This window comes from Pseudaminobacter soli (ex Li et al. 2025) (assembly GCF_003012705.1).
GTDB lineage: Bacteria > Pseudomonadota > Alphaproteobacteria > Rhizobiales > Rhizobiaceae > Pseudaminobacter > Pseudaminobacter soli.
Genome location: NZ_PXYL01000026.1, coordinates 1 through 14,126 on the forward strand (window position 1 = coordinate 1; position 14,126 = coordinate 14,126).

Here is a 14,126-nt window from a genome sequence, read left to right on the forward strand (position 1 = left end):
CCGACGCTCTAGGTCACACACGATCGTGCCATAGCGATGATTGCGCCGCCAAGCCCAGTCGTCGATGCCGATCACCGAGGGCGGGGGCGACGGTGGCAATCCTTGCCTGCGGATGACTCGGAGCAAGATGTCGTTGCTAACGGGCAGCATGAGCCGCTGGGCAAAACGCGCCGCTGGGCGTCCTCCAAGCGCAAGCGCCAGATGGTGGACGAGATGCTCGAGACGCCCAGTTCGCCTAGCGTAGGGAGGTAGCACATCGCCGAACCGCTCGGCGAATATCTGCCTACTGCAAAGTACCGCGTCACAGGTGAACCTCCGTGTGCGCACGAGAAGTCTGACGCGCCTTCCCGACAGGGGGAGGTCCGCTACCTGGCGGTAATAGCGGCTTCGAACCGTTTGCGACATTCGTCCGCATGCCGGACACGTCGCAGTAGCGGCGGCGCGGGAAAGCAACATGCAGGTCTCATCGGCAATGTGGGTGATGCGTTCGGCGACGAAGCCAGCCGGTACCAAATCAGAGAGGCGAAGCTTGGTGCTCATCAGGCTGATTCCTTTGTGGAAACTAGAAACGCAGCATCGTCACAACTGCATCAAAACTGAGTCAGAGCCCAATATTGACCCCCTTGTAGGCGATCAGCACTTGGCCTGCCCGGCGCTGGCCGGGGTTGCAGAGGGCGGGCCAAGTGCGGGTGGTTTGAGTATTCGGCTTTAGCTTTGAGAGCGGTTCTTGAACCGCCAGGATTCGTTGCCGGTCTCGATGATCTCGCAGAGGTGGGTGAGGCGTCGAGGAGCGCGGTCGTCATCTTGGCATCGCCGACGACGGAAGGCCATTCGCCGAATGCCAGGTTGGTGGTGACGATAACGGAGGTGCGCTCGTAGAGCCTGCTGATCAGGTGGAACAGCAGTTGCCCTCCGGCCTGAGCGAACGGTAGGTAACCGAGCTCATCCAGGATGACGAAGTCGAGAGGCCGCGTCGCCACGGCGTCGACGTTAACCAGGGCATCCGGCTCACTGGCCGTTCCATCGGACTATGCCCCATATGTGCCCGGGAGGTGGATCAACACTTCTCCGCTGGTCAAAGGCATACAACAGGTGTCTCACAAGCCGATCCGCACGACGTTCCCGGACAAGACGGCTCCGAACCCACTGGACCGCGTGAACCGACAGTTCAAGGCTCCCGCGCCCAACAGGCTCTGGGTTTCGGATTTCACCTACGTCACCACCTGGCAGGGTTTCGTCTATGTGGCCTTCGTGAGCGACGCCTTCGCTCGCCGCATTGTCTGCTGGCGGGTGAGCCGGACAGCACATGCCGCTACCGGTCTTTCCGAGCAAACTGACGTGCCAGATGTAACCGCCGTGAAGCAGGATTCCCCAATTACAACGGCACGAGGCCAATGCCCCAAAGCCATGCTATCGTAATGGCCAGGCTTGCGATCGTCATTGGAATACCAGAACGCGCGAAGTCAACAAAGCCGAGCTTGACGCCGGAAACGGAGGCCCGTTCGGCAACAATGATGTTGCACAATGAACCCGTGAGAAGGAGGTTTCCTGCGAAGGTCGATAGCAGCGCCAGCGCTGTCAGAGCACCCTCCGAGAGATCAGGAACGAGCTTGACCAGCAAGATGACGGCCGGGACATTGCCTATCGTGTTGGAGGCGGCAAGCGTCAGCGGCGCGAGGACAGAGAGCCGGTCGGGCAGCAAGCCCCGTTCGGTGAGCCAGACCATGCCCTGCTGTGCCAGTCCGGTCTTGGCGAAAGCGGCGGTGACTCCGAAAAGGCACACGAAAAGGAGCAGCAATTGCCAGTCGACCGCGCCGATCATAGTGCGTGAGGAGAGGCGACGCGACATCAGCAGAAAGCCCGCGACCGCGAGCGCCGAGAGTTCACGCGGCAACGGAGTCAGGAACAGCGCCACAAGTACAGCGACTGCAAACATGCCCTTCAAGAATTGAAACCGGTCGATTTGAGGTGGCCGGCTGTCCGCCGGAGTCGCGCCGTCGCCAGGCGCGATGCGCCAGGTCGCGACGATGGCGACGAAGGTAATTGCGAGGCTGGCCATTGTGGGCGGTAGGGCAAAGGCGAGATAGCGCCAGAAATCCAAGCCACCGGCCTGCCCGATGAGGATGTTTTGGGGGTTGCCGATAAGGGTAGCGGCCGAGCCGGCGTTGGCGGCCCCTGCGAGCCCAATAAGGTATGGTCGCGGATCGAGTCGTTGCGAGGCAACACCCGCGACAACCAAAGGCGCAAGCGCGAAAACGACGACGTCGTTGGTGAAGATCGCGGCCAGGACACCCGTCACTGCGATCAGGCTGGCGAGCAAAAGCTTCGGATTGCGGGAAGCGCGAACGATTTGATCAGCGATCCAGCCATAAAAACCGGAATGGTCAAACTGTGCAGAGAGGATCATCAGTGCGAACAAAAGGGCTATCGTGGGCACGTCGACTGCTGCGCCGGCTTCTTCGAGAGACAAATCGCCGAAGGCAAGGAGGACGATCAGACCGAGCAACGCGACGCCGGTTCGGTCGATCGCCAGGCCGGGCACGCGCCCCAGAGCCATGCCCACGTAGGCGAGCACGAAGACCGTTACAGACAGGGTTGTCATACAAAAATGCCCCGGAAAACGCAGACTGGAAGGAATCGCCAACCTACGCATAAAATAATCAAACACTTTACGCCCGTGGCGACCTGTCGAAGTGGCTTCAAGGTCGGTTCTGCCCGAGGGTCTGCTTGCATGCGAAGCCGTCAAGCGGCAAGGCCGGTCGCCAATTGATCATGAACGAAGTCCATCGCCCAGACCATATTGGGTGTGCTAATTCACTGTCCGCGTCGCCCGACAACTCCAACATCGGGCCGCGTTTTCATCCGACTAGTTCCGCCTTACGGGTGCCGCCGGCCGCAAGGTGCGATTTCGATCGTTCTGAAGCAACCGCTTGAAGATGTCGGCTTATCGTCAACTCTATCCAAAACCGGACTGTCCGGTCTCGGCCCCCAAACTGCCAGTCAGCAACGCGTCCGATCTCGGACAAACAGCGTGGCTCCACGAAACTCCGGAAGCGGATATTCACGCAACGAACAAGGTTGCCATATCGCCTTTCGAACAGCCCCGACAGGTCGTCCGGATGGACAACAGCCATCCACCCCCGGTCGAGACCCTCGTCTGAGCCGAGCCCGGCGTATTCGGACCAACGTCGATTAACAATCGATCTGCCCGTCGGGCAGTGGTGCCAAACCATGGCGGGTATCGCGTCGGGGACGCGGCCGTATCGATCTCCATTGCTGTCCTTTCCCATCCCGGGGCACCATGCGCCACGGTTGCTCACCTTACTGACGGGTCGCTGCGGCTCTCAACGCGGGCATGGAGCGGATGATGAGCTTCTCGATCTCCACGACAAAGAAGAAGACGAGCCCTCCGCCGATGAGCCAAAGCCAAGCCGACAGGGGTAGGGCCTCGGTGTCGAAGATCGTGTGGAACGGCGGCGCATAGGTAAAGAGGAGCTGCAACACTACAACTCCGGCGATCCCATACCAGAGAAAGGGATTGCCCATATGGGCGCGTAAAGACAGGGATGAATCGAGCAGGTAGCGGCTGTTGAGAAGATAATAGACCTGCCCCAGCGTGATGGCGTTAACGGCAGCCGTACGCGCCAACTGGTCCGAAGCGCCTTGCGCCTTCATCCAGAAGAAGGCAGCGAGCGTGTAGAGCACGAGCGCAGCGCCAACGAAGAGAATGCGCCAGATTCCGAAGCCGGTGACGATCGGCCGGTCGACCCGGCGTGGCCGCCGCCGCATCACATCCGCCTCGTGAGGCTCGAACGAGATGGTGAGGCCGAGCGCGACCGAGGTGACCATGTTTACCCACAGCACCTGCGGTGCGGTAATCGGCAGAGTGAAGGCGAACAGGATGGCAATCGCGATCACGGCGCCCTGGGCGACGTTGGTCGGCAGCAGGAAAAGCATAGCCTTCTCGATGTTGTTGTAGACCGTGCGGCCCTCCTTCACCGCCGCGGAGATCGAGGCAAAATTGTCGTCGGCGAGGATCATCCCGGCCGCCTCCTTGGTCACCTCGGTGCCCTTAATGCCCATGGCGACGCCAATGTCAGCCTTCTTGAGGGCCGGCGCGTCGTTGACACCGTCTCCGGTCATGGCGACGATCTGACGGTTGGCCTGGATCGCCTTTACGAGCCTGAGCTTGTGCTCCGGGCTGGCGCGGGCGAAGACGTCGACGTCGCGCACGCATTCCTGCAGCGCCGCATCGTTCATCGCCTCGATCTCGGTGCCCGCCACGGCCGTTTTGCCGTCACCGATGCCGAGCATCTTCGCGATTGCCGCCGCGGTGATCTTGTGGTCGCCCGTGATCATCGTCACGCGGATACCGCCACCGTGGCAATCCCGTACGGCGTCGACAGCCTCCTTGCGCGGCGGGTCCATGAGGCCGACGAGGCCGAGCAACACCAGGGTTCTCGGCAGGTGCTCCGGCCCGAGGCTACCGGCCTCTAAATCCGGGTCTGGCAGCCAAGCCAGGCCCAGCACGCGCTCGCCCTGCGCGGCGAGTCGGTCGCTCTCCCGAGTGAAGCGGTTACGATCGAGCGGCGCCGGTCCACTCGCCGTCTGCTGTCGGTCGCAATGGTCGAGGATCACCTCCGGTGCACCCTTGACCAGCAGCATCTCGCCGTCCGCAGACCGGTTCAGCGTCGCCATGAACTTGTGCTCGGATTCGAAGGGAATCGCGTCGAGTCGCGGCGCGGCGGCGGCCTCTGTGGCACGGTCCATGCCGAGCTTACTGGCGAACGGATAGAGCGCGCCTTCCGTAGGATCCCCCTCGACCTTCCACTTTCCGTCGTCCTGAAACAGCTCCGCGTCGTTGCAAAGCACCGACACACGCCCCATCAGCGCAAGCACCGGCGTGGTGCCGACCGGTTTGCCTCCCGCCTTAACCTCGCCTTCGGGCGCATAGCCGTCGCCGGTGACCTCATAGGAGGCTTCCGCCGTCACGACGGAGGTGACCATCATCTCCATCAGAGTCAGCGTGCCAGTCTTGTCCGAGCAGATGCGCGAGACGGCCCCCAGCGTCTCGACCGCCGGCAGGCGGCGGATGATGGCGTTGCGCTGGGCCATGCGCTGCACACCGATAGCGAGCGTGATCGTGATGAGCGCCGGCAGGCCTTCCGGAATCAGCGAGACCGCGATGCCGACAACCGCCTGGAACAGTTCGACGAAGGTCATGTGCCCGAGCCAGTGGCCCCAGGAGAAGAGCAGCACGCTGATGATGGCGATGGCGACCGTGATGACGTAGCCGAACTTCTTGATCTGCCGAAGGAGCGGCGTCTCAAGCGCGCTAACTTCGGCGAGCATCTGGTTGATGCGGCCGAGTTCCGTCTGCCTCCCGGTCGCCACGACGACGCCAGTCGCCCTGCCCGACACCACCATGGTGCCGGAGAATGCCATGTTCTCACGGTCGCCGACGGTAGCTTTGGCGGATACCGGAGCGACTGTCTTTTCGGCCGGAACGGATTCGCCGGTCAGTGCCGCCTCCTCCGTCCGCAGGTTCTTGGCGTCGACGAGGCGCATGTCCGCCGGGATCTTGTCGCCCGATTCCAAGAGCACAATGTCACCCGGCACAAGATCCTCGGCCGCAATGAGGCGCGCCGCCCCGCTGCGCAGCAAGCGCGCCTCCGCGGACAGCATGTTGCGGATCGAATCGAGGGCCTTTTCCGCCCGTCCCTCCTGCAGGAAGCCAAGCAGCGAGTTGAGAACAACGACGGCGAAAATGATCGAAGCGTCGAGCCACAGGCTCAGCATAAGCTTGATGAAGCCGGCCGCGAGCAGGACATAGATAAGTACATTGTTGAACTGGGCGAGGAACCGCATCAGCGGCCCGCGCTTCTTGCCTTGGGGCAGGCGGTTGGGTCCATAGGTCTTCAGCCGCTCGGCCGCCTCCGCGGCATCGAGGCCCCGCCCGGGATCGACGCGAAGCTGGCTTTCGACCTGTTCCACCGGCATCGCATGCCATGGCAACGGCTCCGTTTCCGAAGCCGTGGCCTCAATTGAGCCCATGTGCGTTCCTCCCGGTGCTTTCTGGTTGGCGTCGCAGGCCTCGCAATTGCGGTCGACATGAAGGCCTCGTCCGTCTAGCGGTCCGCCTCGAGTTCCTGACGCGCCGCAGAGAGATCCTTCATCTGCGCGGGCGTGACCTTGGGATATGCGAGGTCGAGCTTTTCGACAGCCTCGACGATCGTTGCCGCGACGACGAGGCGTGTGAACCATTTGTTGTCGGCGGGCACGACGAACCATGGCGCCGCCTTGGAGGCCGTGGCTCGGATTGCCTCGTCATAGGCATGCATGTAGTCTTTCCAGTATCGTCGCTCGCGAATGTCGGATGCGGAGAACTTCCAGTTCTTGTCAGGCTTGTCGAGGCGGGCCATAAAGCGCTTCTTCTGCTCCCCGTATGACAGGTTCAGGTAGAATTTCAGGATGACCACGCCCTGGCGCGATAGGTAGTCCTCAAAGCTGGCGATATGGGCGAGCCGCTCCTCCCACACGTTTTTCCCGAGAAGATCCGGTGGAATCTTTTGCGCGTTGAGCAACTCCGGGTGCACGCGCACCACCAGCACTTCCTCGTAGTATGAGCGGTTGAAGATGCCAATTCGTCCACGCTCCGGCACTTTTGTGGAATAGCGCCACAGGAAATCGTGAGAAAGTTCCTTGTTTGAGGGCTGCTTGAACGAGACGACGTCGCACCCCTGCGGATTGACGCGCGACATGACGTGCTTAATCGTCCCGTCCTTTCCCGCCGCGTCCATCGCCTGGAACACAAGCAGCACGGACCAGGAATCCTGCGCATAGAGAATATCTTGCTCCATCGCGAGCCATTCCGAACCGCGCTCGAGAAGTTGCGCTGCTTCCTGCTTGTCCATTTTGAGCCCCAGCGTGTCGCCGGGATCGAAGTCCTTCAGGCGAAAACTCTTGCCCTTGGTGACACGGAACGGATCCGAGTACTTCCTCATGGCGTCTAGTATTTCTTTGCGGGGCATTGACCGCTTCCTCCCGAACGATCGTCATTCGAGAATGAGATCTCGCGCTTGCAATCAATGTCAACGGAGGCGTTGATCGAGTTGCGAACTTTCGTCAAGGACACGCTGCTATGGAAACCCCTTCATTTCGGCGGTGCTTTCGATGTTCAAAGCGCGATGTCACGTTGTCTGCGGCTTAACGGTTCGAGGGTAATGGGGCGGGAATGAGCGAACCCACTGTCAGCTTTAAGATCGCCGCCGTAGCCTGGTGGCTATTCGATGCGCGGGTACGAGGCGGCTTTGCGCCCAGGATCGGCCCTCGTCGTGCCGTCCGCTAAATGTCGTGTTTGGGCGGTGATTGGATCGGCCCCGAGGCGGACCTATCGCTAGCGGCCAGTCCATTCAAAGCGCAGCGAATCGTACTGTGCTCCGCTTCATTCCTTCGGTTTGGTCCGGATGCATTGATCTATTACGCCAGGTGGAACGTGAGTGGCTTCGTTTCCTGTCTGATGATCTGACGCTTGGCCTCGAGGTTCAATTGCGCCGCCTTCTGCCGCCAACCCGACTTTGCCCCGCCAGGAAACAAATCCTGCGGCAACAAAGGGAGCAACTGTTTCTTCTCTTCAGCGGCCGTGATCCCCGGCGCTTTTGAGGGCAACACAGATAACAGGGCATCTTGCATAGCGAGATATTTGGCCTTGTCGAATTTCATGACATGACATTCTCGATTTCGAATTTCTCGCTTCAGACATTTTCCAATCTGCCTTGCAGGAATTCGATCTTCGGGTTGCGAAAGCCCATACGCGCCCAGGCTGCCATTAGCCGCAAGATAAACATGGGGGATTGCCGGTTCTGAACCGGCGCACTCTCAATTACGCGCCTGTCTTCAAGTCTGTCGCGGCAAATCGTGATCCAATGGCCTTTCGTGAAATCGAGAAACATGAACGTGTTGCAGCAGGCCGCGACGGCCCTTCGCGTCGGCGAACTCTCTTTCAGGCGATACTCACGAAGATTCTCTCGCCCGCTGGTGCATTGAACACAGTTCTTGGGGAACAATACATAGGCAACACCGTCGCTTTCATCGAGAATCGGCGCTGCTCCCGGAAGCCTTTCGAAGATGAGCGCCGCGTCCTGGCAACTGGAGCAGTGGCAGACGGTCGACAAGATCGGGTGTGCGCCAACCTCCAATGTGACCTGACCGCATAGGCACCGCGCTTTGGCAACCATGTCAGACACATCAACGCTCCATTTTGCAATCCGTTAAATAGACTGGACCGTCCAGTTTGATTTGTCAAGCTGGAGTGATATGCTCCCAGAGGACGATTCAAGGAGGGCAAATGTCGAACGGAGCTGCCACCCGCATACGCAGAAGCCGGGAGAAGATTCTCGCCGCAGCCGAAGACATCTTTTTGAGGCTCGGGTTTCTCGGCTCAAACATGGATATGATTGCGGAACGCGCGGGCGTTTCCAAGCAGACCGTCTATGCTCATTTCAAATCCAAGGAAGCTCTCTTCATTGAGGTCGTGAAGGCCATGACTGCCGGTGCGGCGAACAAGATCGGCAAGGATGTTGAAGAGGTTTTCGACGGTCGGTTGGTGGAGGAATATTTGTTGGACGTTGCGATCGCCCATCTTGCGATTGTGCTGACCCCAAGGCTCATGCGGCTCCGCCGGATGGTTATCGGCGAAGTCGAAAGGTTCCCCGAACTCGGGCGATCCCTTTACCTCAACGGACCGATACGATCGATCAAACAGTTCACGCGGGCGCTCGAACACTATGCGAGCATCGGCCAAATCGAGACGGCTGAGCCTGAAGCGGCCGCGACCCACTTCAACTGGCTCGTCATGGGCGGACCAACAAGCGCCGCCATGTTGCTCGGAGATGAGGGAATACCCGGTAAGGCGAAACTGCGCGCGCACGCGCAAGAAGCCGTGCGAATATTCCTTTGCGCCTACGCGACGGACGATAGACTGAAAGCTCACGATTATTGAACGACACACGGAGCGCGTCTCGACCGGGCAGCCTAAAGACGAGCCTCAGGGTACTGCAGAAATCGGATATTGGCTCGACTGCGTTTATAAGTACACGGCCTAGCTAAATCTCCTCATAGCGGACCGACAGCTTCTGGCCCCTAAACTGCCGGTCAGCAACGCGCCCCAAATCGGCCGTTCAAGTCGCTGCTAGCATCTCCCCAAAGCGGACCCGACAATGACCGGTGCGGCACGGTGCGGAAACGTCCCGCACCTCGCTGACCGACGGCGGCCGAATTACAGCCCGAGCTTCTCCAGCGGCGGTCCGGGATATCGGCTATAGTCGGGCGCACCTTCCGGCGTTCCCAGCAAGTCGCGCACCGCGCGGATACCTTGATCCATGGCCGAGTGGGCATAGGCGTAGGCGCCGCTGTCGGCGTTGGCGATGGCAATGCGCCCCCAAGGCTTGCGCGCCGTTATGATAGGCAGCGGGCCATCGGGCCAGTAGGCATCCCAAGGCCGCATGTACTCGTAGGCATAGCCATGGGCCCAGCGATTGCAGGTGATTGCCTCGATGTCGCGGGCGGCGTCGAAGCCCCCGGCGCCCAGCGCCCGGTTCAGCATGTCGCGGATCGAACGCTCCATTTCCTCGAAGGTGAGGCTGTAGAGTTCCCGGCGTCCGGCGAGGAACTGGTCGCGCGCTGTATCGGCCGGCGGCGCGAAGACTTTGGTGAGGTGGAGCACCACCGGGTCGGAGGGTTTGTCGGTGAACCTGTAGTCGCCCACCGAGACCGGGAAGTCGATCGAGGCGCCGCTCCAGAAGTTGCCGCGTGCGCTGAACCGGTCAATCTTGAGCTTGTCGAAAGCCTCCCAGTTGCGGATCAGTACGTTTGTGTAGATTAGCGCCACCTTCTGCTGGTCATTCAGCGCCGTCACCTGCTCTTCCGATAACTCATCGGTAAGGTAGGGGATGACGCGGTTCCAACAGGCGAGCACAACATGGTTGCCGGTGACTGTGAGCGGCTTGCCACCTTCGCCGGCATAGGTCACCGTCACGCGCTCCGCACTTTCCGGGCTGCCGTCGTGGGCAACCTTGACCACGGTTGAATTGAGCCGGATCCGCACCGGATGACCGGGAAGGTCGAGCTTGGCGTAGTCGAGTGTGCCGGTTGAGATCTCCTCCATCGTAGCGCCGGGCAGGGCCGCCGGGATCAGGCCGCGCACGAGGGCGCGAGCGATGCCAGCATTGCCTTCCGGGAAGTGGTGGATGTATTCGTCCGGTCCAGCGAAGTTCACCCGGCCGCTGGGGGCCATGTTCTTGTGAACCGAGTCGCCGAGGTCCATGCCACCGAAGCCGGGGCTGCCATTGGTCCAGGCGTCGAGCGCGCTGGTGCCGTCGATGCCAACGCCGAAATAGCCCATGGTCGTGATCTGGTAGAGCTCGACGAGCTGTGGGTCGGCTCTGACAAAGTCGAGCAGGAACTGCTTGTAGGTGATGTCACTGAGCTTCTGGAGCTTTTCCTCGCGTGTCAGACCCGGTAGGTAGTCGGCCGGAGCGTCGATGAGCTTGATGAGGTCGGCTTTTGCCTTGTCGTTCAGCGGGGTCTGGGCGACCCACGCTGCAGTATCCTTGGTGCGGATGACCAGCTTATCCTTGCCCCATTGCTCGGAGAAGAAGAACAGCGCCTTATTTGATAGGCCGCGCTGGTCGCGCCATTTCTGGTTGAACCAAGTCTCGAAGCGGTTCAGGTCGATGCCCACGTCGCTGATGAGTTTGTGCACCGCTGGGCTGAAGAAGCTCGGCGTGTCGATCGACTGCGAGCCGCCATAGCCGACGATTTTCTGGCCGTTGGAGGCAATATACTCGTTGCGTTTGGCATGACCGCCGAAATCGTCCAAGGGGTCGATCACCAACACGCGTTTGTCCGGACCGGCCTGCTGGCGATAGATATAGGCTGCAGTGAGGCCCGAGATGCCGGCGCCAACGACAACGAGATCGTAATGTTCCCCGGTCGGAGTGATCGCACCGGCATTCTCCCAGTAAGCATCGTCGCGTACCGTATGCATGACATTTTGCGCTGCGTCGGTCTGGCCACGCAGGCCGGCGATTCCGGGTGGATAGGCGGTGGTGCCGGAGTTCGCTTGCGCCTGCGCAGCGCCGGGCTTGAATGCTCGCATCGCCAAGGCCCCACCCACGGTGAATGCGAGCCCGTCAAGGAAGTCGCGTCGGCTGATCGGCTTATCCATTCCCAATCGTTTGTCTTCGTCAGTCCAGTTCATTCCTCAACTTCCCTGTTCGCTGCAATCAAAGACATTCACGCAAGTAGATAGCATAGCTTTCGCTTAGAAGATGCGTTGGATAAATGCTTGTATTCGAAGTGTATTTTGATACCAGGCGGCGTGTCAACAACGGGCCAATATGTTGCGTCGATGAGGCTTACTTCCCGGTTCGTGGCTAATGTACCTCCATCGCGCCGCATACCGCCGAGGTTCTACTCCACGCGTCAGAGTCTCGCGGGTATAGGATAGCAGTGGACGCCATCAGAATGGCGATGATCCAATGCGGTGTCTTCCACACCGCCACGAAGCACAGCGGCCAGCATTCTGAACTCGATTGGTGAGAGGGAGCGCAAGTCGAAGTGTGGCTGGATTTCGCTCCAATCGTCGAACCACTTGCCCAAAGCCGGGACTTGCCTCTGGCTAAGCGCTCTTTTTTTCTGGATCAGCAGGAGCTGGAATTTCAGGGGTTAAGACACATGCGGACGTGGCCTGCATCCCGTCAAATGCAGAGGGGAGCTAGTGACAGGCGAGCCTATTTGATGCTTCAGCTGGTCCGCTCTGTCGTCGACACGTCACGGACGAACGCAATGTTTTGGCCTGAAGCCGACTTGGGCGTACCAGGCCATGACCGACAGATTTGCGCCCCATTTCGGTCATTCCGCCGGCCCCTGCCGTCTTCCGGAAGCGGACATCGCTTGTCTTTCCGCCGCGAGCGAAGCCGCGCCGCAAACAGGCGCCGAAACCACGGGCGTTCCTCTTGCCCTAAGCAATCTACAGCAGCTACCACCACAAGGTGCGCTGCTACTTTGCCGGGAATGCTATTCTGACACGCAAGCCTGGTCGGTTGTCCTCGAGCGAAAGCTCTGCCCCGTGCAGGTCGGCGATCGCGCGCACCAGGCTGAGGCCGAGGCCGCTGCCTGGTGTGGTCCGGCTCTTTTCGATCCTGTAGAGCCGTTGAAACACCCGCTCTCGCTCGGCAGGCGGGATGCCGGGGCCATTGTCGGCGACCTCGGTCACGACCTTGTCCCCACGGTTTTCGACCTTGATGTCGATCCGCGTGCCAGCGCCGCAGTGCCGAATGGAATTCTCGATCAGATTGGCGAACATCTGGATCAGAAGTTCACGGTCGCCCGAGATGGGGCTTGCCGGGTGGTAACCGCCCGCGATGACCAGGGACTTGCCGTCATCCTCGGCCACGTCGGCGTAAATCTCGATGATCGAGGCCGCCACGTCATTGAGATCAACCGGTGCGAAGCGGGCCTTGCGCGAGCCAGCCTCGATCTGTGCGATGCGGAGCAGCGCGTCGAAGGTTTCGTTGATGCGGTCGACCTCGGCGCGTGCTTCGTTCAGGTCGTCGGCAACCGGCGCACCTCTCTCGTTACTGTCGACGGCGCTCTCGATAGTCAGCTTGAGGCGGTTGAGCGGCGTTTTCAGATCGTGCGCGATATCCGTGCTGACCTGCTTCATGCCTTCGACCAATGCGGCCAGACGTTCCAGCGCAGCGTTGATCTGGCTGGACACGGCATCGATATCGTCCCCGCTGCCAAGCAAAGGGATGCGCGCGTCCAGCCTGCCGTTGGAGACGGCGACCATCGTGTCGGCGATGCGATCGAGACGCCTTTGAACGCGGGAGGCGAGCAGGGCACTGCCGGCAAAGGCGATGGCGAGTATGATGGCGAGCGCCCAGCCGAAGCTGGTCAGCGCGATCTTCTCCAGGTGATCGGTCTCGGCAAGGCTGACACCGACGGCAAGCCAGTTGTCACCGACCTTGCCCGAGACGATGCGATAGCTGGCGTTGCCCGATAGGCCGAGGCCGCCGGCCGGCAATGTCGTGATGCCTGCCGGCATGGAAGTCATGGTGAAGTTGCCGGCCAGCGTTTTGCCCGCCCGATCCTGCAAGACAAAGATCCTGTCCTCCGGCTTGGTCAGCCGCGCATAGGTCTCGACCGCGCTGACGAGATCCTCAAGATCGCCTCCGCCATAGGTTGCGGCCACCACCGACCATGTTTCGCGCGCTGTGCTGTCGAGCCCCGCGGCAAGATCAGCCTTCATTATCTGGTAGGCGATGAAGCCGGTGGACAGGAATGCGAGGACGAACAGGCTGCCGAAAGCAACGGCAAGGCGGAACGGCGTGCTGCGGAACAGGCTAGCGCGGCGCATGCAGGCTGTAGCCGGTGTTCCGCAGGGTGTGCAGTAGCTGCGCTTCGAAAGGTTTGTCGATCTTTGCCCGTAGCCGGCTGATATGTGTCTCGACAACGCTCGTCTTCGGATCGAAATGCAAATCCCATACCCGTTCCAGAAGCATGGTGCGCGTCAGCACGCGCCCTTCGTTGCGCATCAGGATTTCCAGAAGCCTGAATTCGCGCGGCTGCAGATCGATCGCCTGGCCCTGCCGCGTCACCAGTCGCTTCACCAGGTCCAACTCAAGATCGGCCACCTGCAAGACGGTTTTCTGGTCTTGTACCGGAGGCCGGCGGGCCAGGGCATGGACGCGCGCCAACAGTTCGGAGAATGCGAAGGGCTTGACCAGGTAGTCGTCGCCTCCTGCCTCCAACCCCTCGACCCGATCGTCGACGCCGCCGATCGAGGTCAGGAATAGAACGGGGACCTTCACATTCGCGGCGCGCAGTGCCTTGACCATCGAAAGGCCATCGAGGCCCGGGATCATCCGGTCCACCACAACGACGTCGTAGGGCGAGCGCGTTGCCTGGAAAAGCGCATCGCGGCCGTCCACGATGACGTCGCAGGTGTGCCCGGCTTCCGAAAAGCCTTTGACCGCGTAATCAGCCGTTTTCTTATCGTCTTCCACGACAAGGATGCGCATGCGCTTCGTCTCTCAGCCCGACCAGGCAAGTCGTTGGCGATA

At 60.7% G+C, this 14,126-nt stretch carries 10 protein-coding genes and 2 pseudogenes; 2 read left to right on the plus strand and 10 right to left on the minus strand.

Annotated features, from left to right (window positions below; all coding sequences use genetic code 11):
• Together C7I85_RS27245 and C7I85_RS27250 are read right to left on the minus strand one after the other, a co-directional pair.
• A partial coding sequence (locus tag C7I85_RS27245) for a transposase family protein (RefSeq protein WP_146148983.1) occupies positions 1-540 on the minus strand: 540 nt, incomplete at its 3' end.
• Between the two features lie 168 nt (positions 541-708).
• Positions 709-965: pseudogene (locus C7I85_RS27250) on the minus strand (ATP-binding protein); the annotation flags it as partial.
• A gap of 136 nt (positions 966-1,101) precedes the next feature.
• Here C7I85_RS27250 and C7I85_RS27255 point away from each other — a divergent pair.
• Positions 1,102-1,311 (plus strand): annotated as a pseudogene (locus tag C7I85_RS27255) (DDE-type integrase/transposase/recombinase); the annotation flags it as partial.
• Positions 1,312-1,375: 64 nt separating this feature from the next.
• Here the strand turns inward: C7I85_RS27255 and C7I85_RS27260 are convergent.
• The 5 genes from C7I85_RS27260 to C7I85_RS27280 all read right to left on the minus strand — a co-directional run bounded on the left by C7I85_RS27260 (position 1,376) and on the right by C7I85_RS27280 (position 8,246).
• Positions 1,376-2,668: an SLC13 family permease gene (locus C7I85_RS27260; protein WP_245445129.1), complete on the minus strand. Its 1,293-nt coding sequence runs from the start codon at positions 2,666-2,668 to the stop codon at positions 1,376-1,378.
• Positions 2,669-3,321: 653 nt separating this feature from the next.
• Complete coding sequence (locus C7I85_RS27265) at positions 3,322-6,054, minus strand: HAD-IC family P-type ATPase (RefSeq protein WP_106727152.1); 2,733 nt, start codon at positions 6,052-6,054, stop codon at positions 3,322-3,324.
• A 74-nt stretch (positions 6,055-6,128) separates the two neighbouring features.
• Positions 6,129-7,031, minus strand: a complete 903-nt coding sequence (locus C7I85_RS27270; protein ID WP_106727153.1) for a polyphosphate kinase 2 family protein — start codon at positions 7,029-7,031, stop codon at positions 6,129-6,131.
• A gap of 448 nt (positions 7,032-7,479) precedes the next feature.
• Entirely contained in the window at positions 7,480-7,821 is a 342-nt protein-coding gene (locus C7I85_RS27275; RefSeq protein ID WP_428832918.1) for a DUF6958 family protein, read from the minus strand.
• Entirely contained in the window at positions 7,755-8,246 is a 492-nt protein-coding gene (locus C7I85_RS27280; RefSeq protein ID WP_210203090.1) for a GFA family protein, read from the minus strand. The genes C7I85_RS27275 and C7I85_RS27280 overlap by 67 nt, the downstream gene beginning before the upstream one ends.
• A gap of 101 nt (positions 8,247-8,347) precedes the next feature.
• On the opposite strand from C7I85_RS27280, the gene C7I85_RS27285 reads away from it, so the two are divergent.
• Entirely contained in the window at positions 8,348-9,001 is a 654-nt protein-coding gene (locus tag C7I85_RS27285) for a TetR/AcrR family transcriptional regulator (RefSeq protein ID WP_106727156.1), read from the plus strand.
• A 276-nt stretch (positions 9,002-9,277) separates the two neighbouring features.
• Here C7I85_RS27285 and C7I85_RS27290 read toward each other — a convergent pair whose 3' ends face one another.
• The 3 genes from C7I85_RS27290 to C7I85_RS27300 form a co-directional block, all read right to left on the minus strand.
• Positions 9,278-11,260, minus strand: coding sequence for an NAD(P)-binding protein (locus C7I85_RS27290; protein ID WP_106727157.1), 1,983 nt, complete (start codon positions 11,258-11,260; stop codon positions 9,278-9,280).
• Positions 11,261-12,061: 801 nt separating this feature from the next.
• Positions 12,062-13,420: a sensor histidine kinase gene (locus C7I85_RS27295; protein ID WP_106727158.1), complete on the minus strand. Its 1,359-nt coding sequence runs from the start codon at positions 13,418-13,420 to the stop codon at positions 12,062-12,064.
• Positions 13,407-14,084, minus strand: coding sequence for a winged helix-turn-helix domain-containing protein (locus C7I85_RS27300; RefSeq protein WP_106727159.1), 678 nt, complete (start codon positions 14,082-14,084; stop codon positions 13,407-13,409). The genes C7I85_RS27295 and C7I85_RS27300 overlap by 14 nt, the downstream gene beginning before the upstream one ends.
• Between the last annotated feature and the right edge of the window lie 42 nt (positions 14,085-14,126).

Excerpts from the sequence above, each read along its gene's own strand:
- C7I85_RS27265 (WP_106727152.1), bottom strand. The coding sequence starts at position 6,054 with ATGGGCTCAATTGAGGCCACGGCTTCGGAAACGGAGCCGTTGCCATGG.
- C7I85_RS27270 (WP_106727153.1), bottom strand. The coding sequence starts at position 7,031 with ATGCCCCGCAAAGAAATACTAGACGCCATGAGGAAGTACTCGGATCCG.
- C7I85_RS27285 (WP_106727156.1), top strand. The coding sequence starts at position 8,348 with ATGTCGAACGGAGCTGCCACCCGCATACGCAGAAGCCGGGAGAAGATT.
- C7I85_RS27290 (WP_106727157.1), bottom strand. The coding sequence starts at position 11,260 with ATGAACTGGACTGACGAAGACAAACGATTGGGAATGGATAAGCCGATC.
- C7I85_RS27295 (WP_106727158.1), bottom strand. The coding sequence starts at position 13,420 with ATGCGCCGCGCTAGCCTGTTCCGCAGCACGCCGTTCCGCCTTGCCGTT.
- C7I85_RS27300 (WP_106727159.1), bottom strand. The coding sequence starts at position 14,084 with ATGCGCATCCTTGTCGTGGAAGACGATAAGAAAACGGCTGATTACGCG.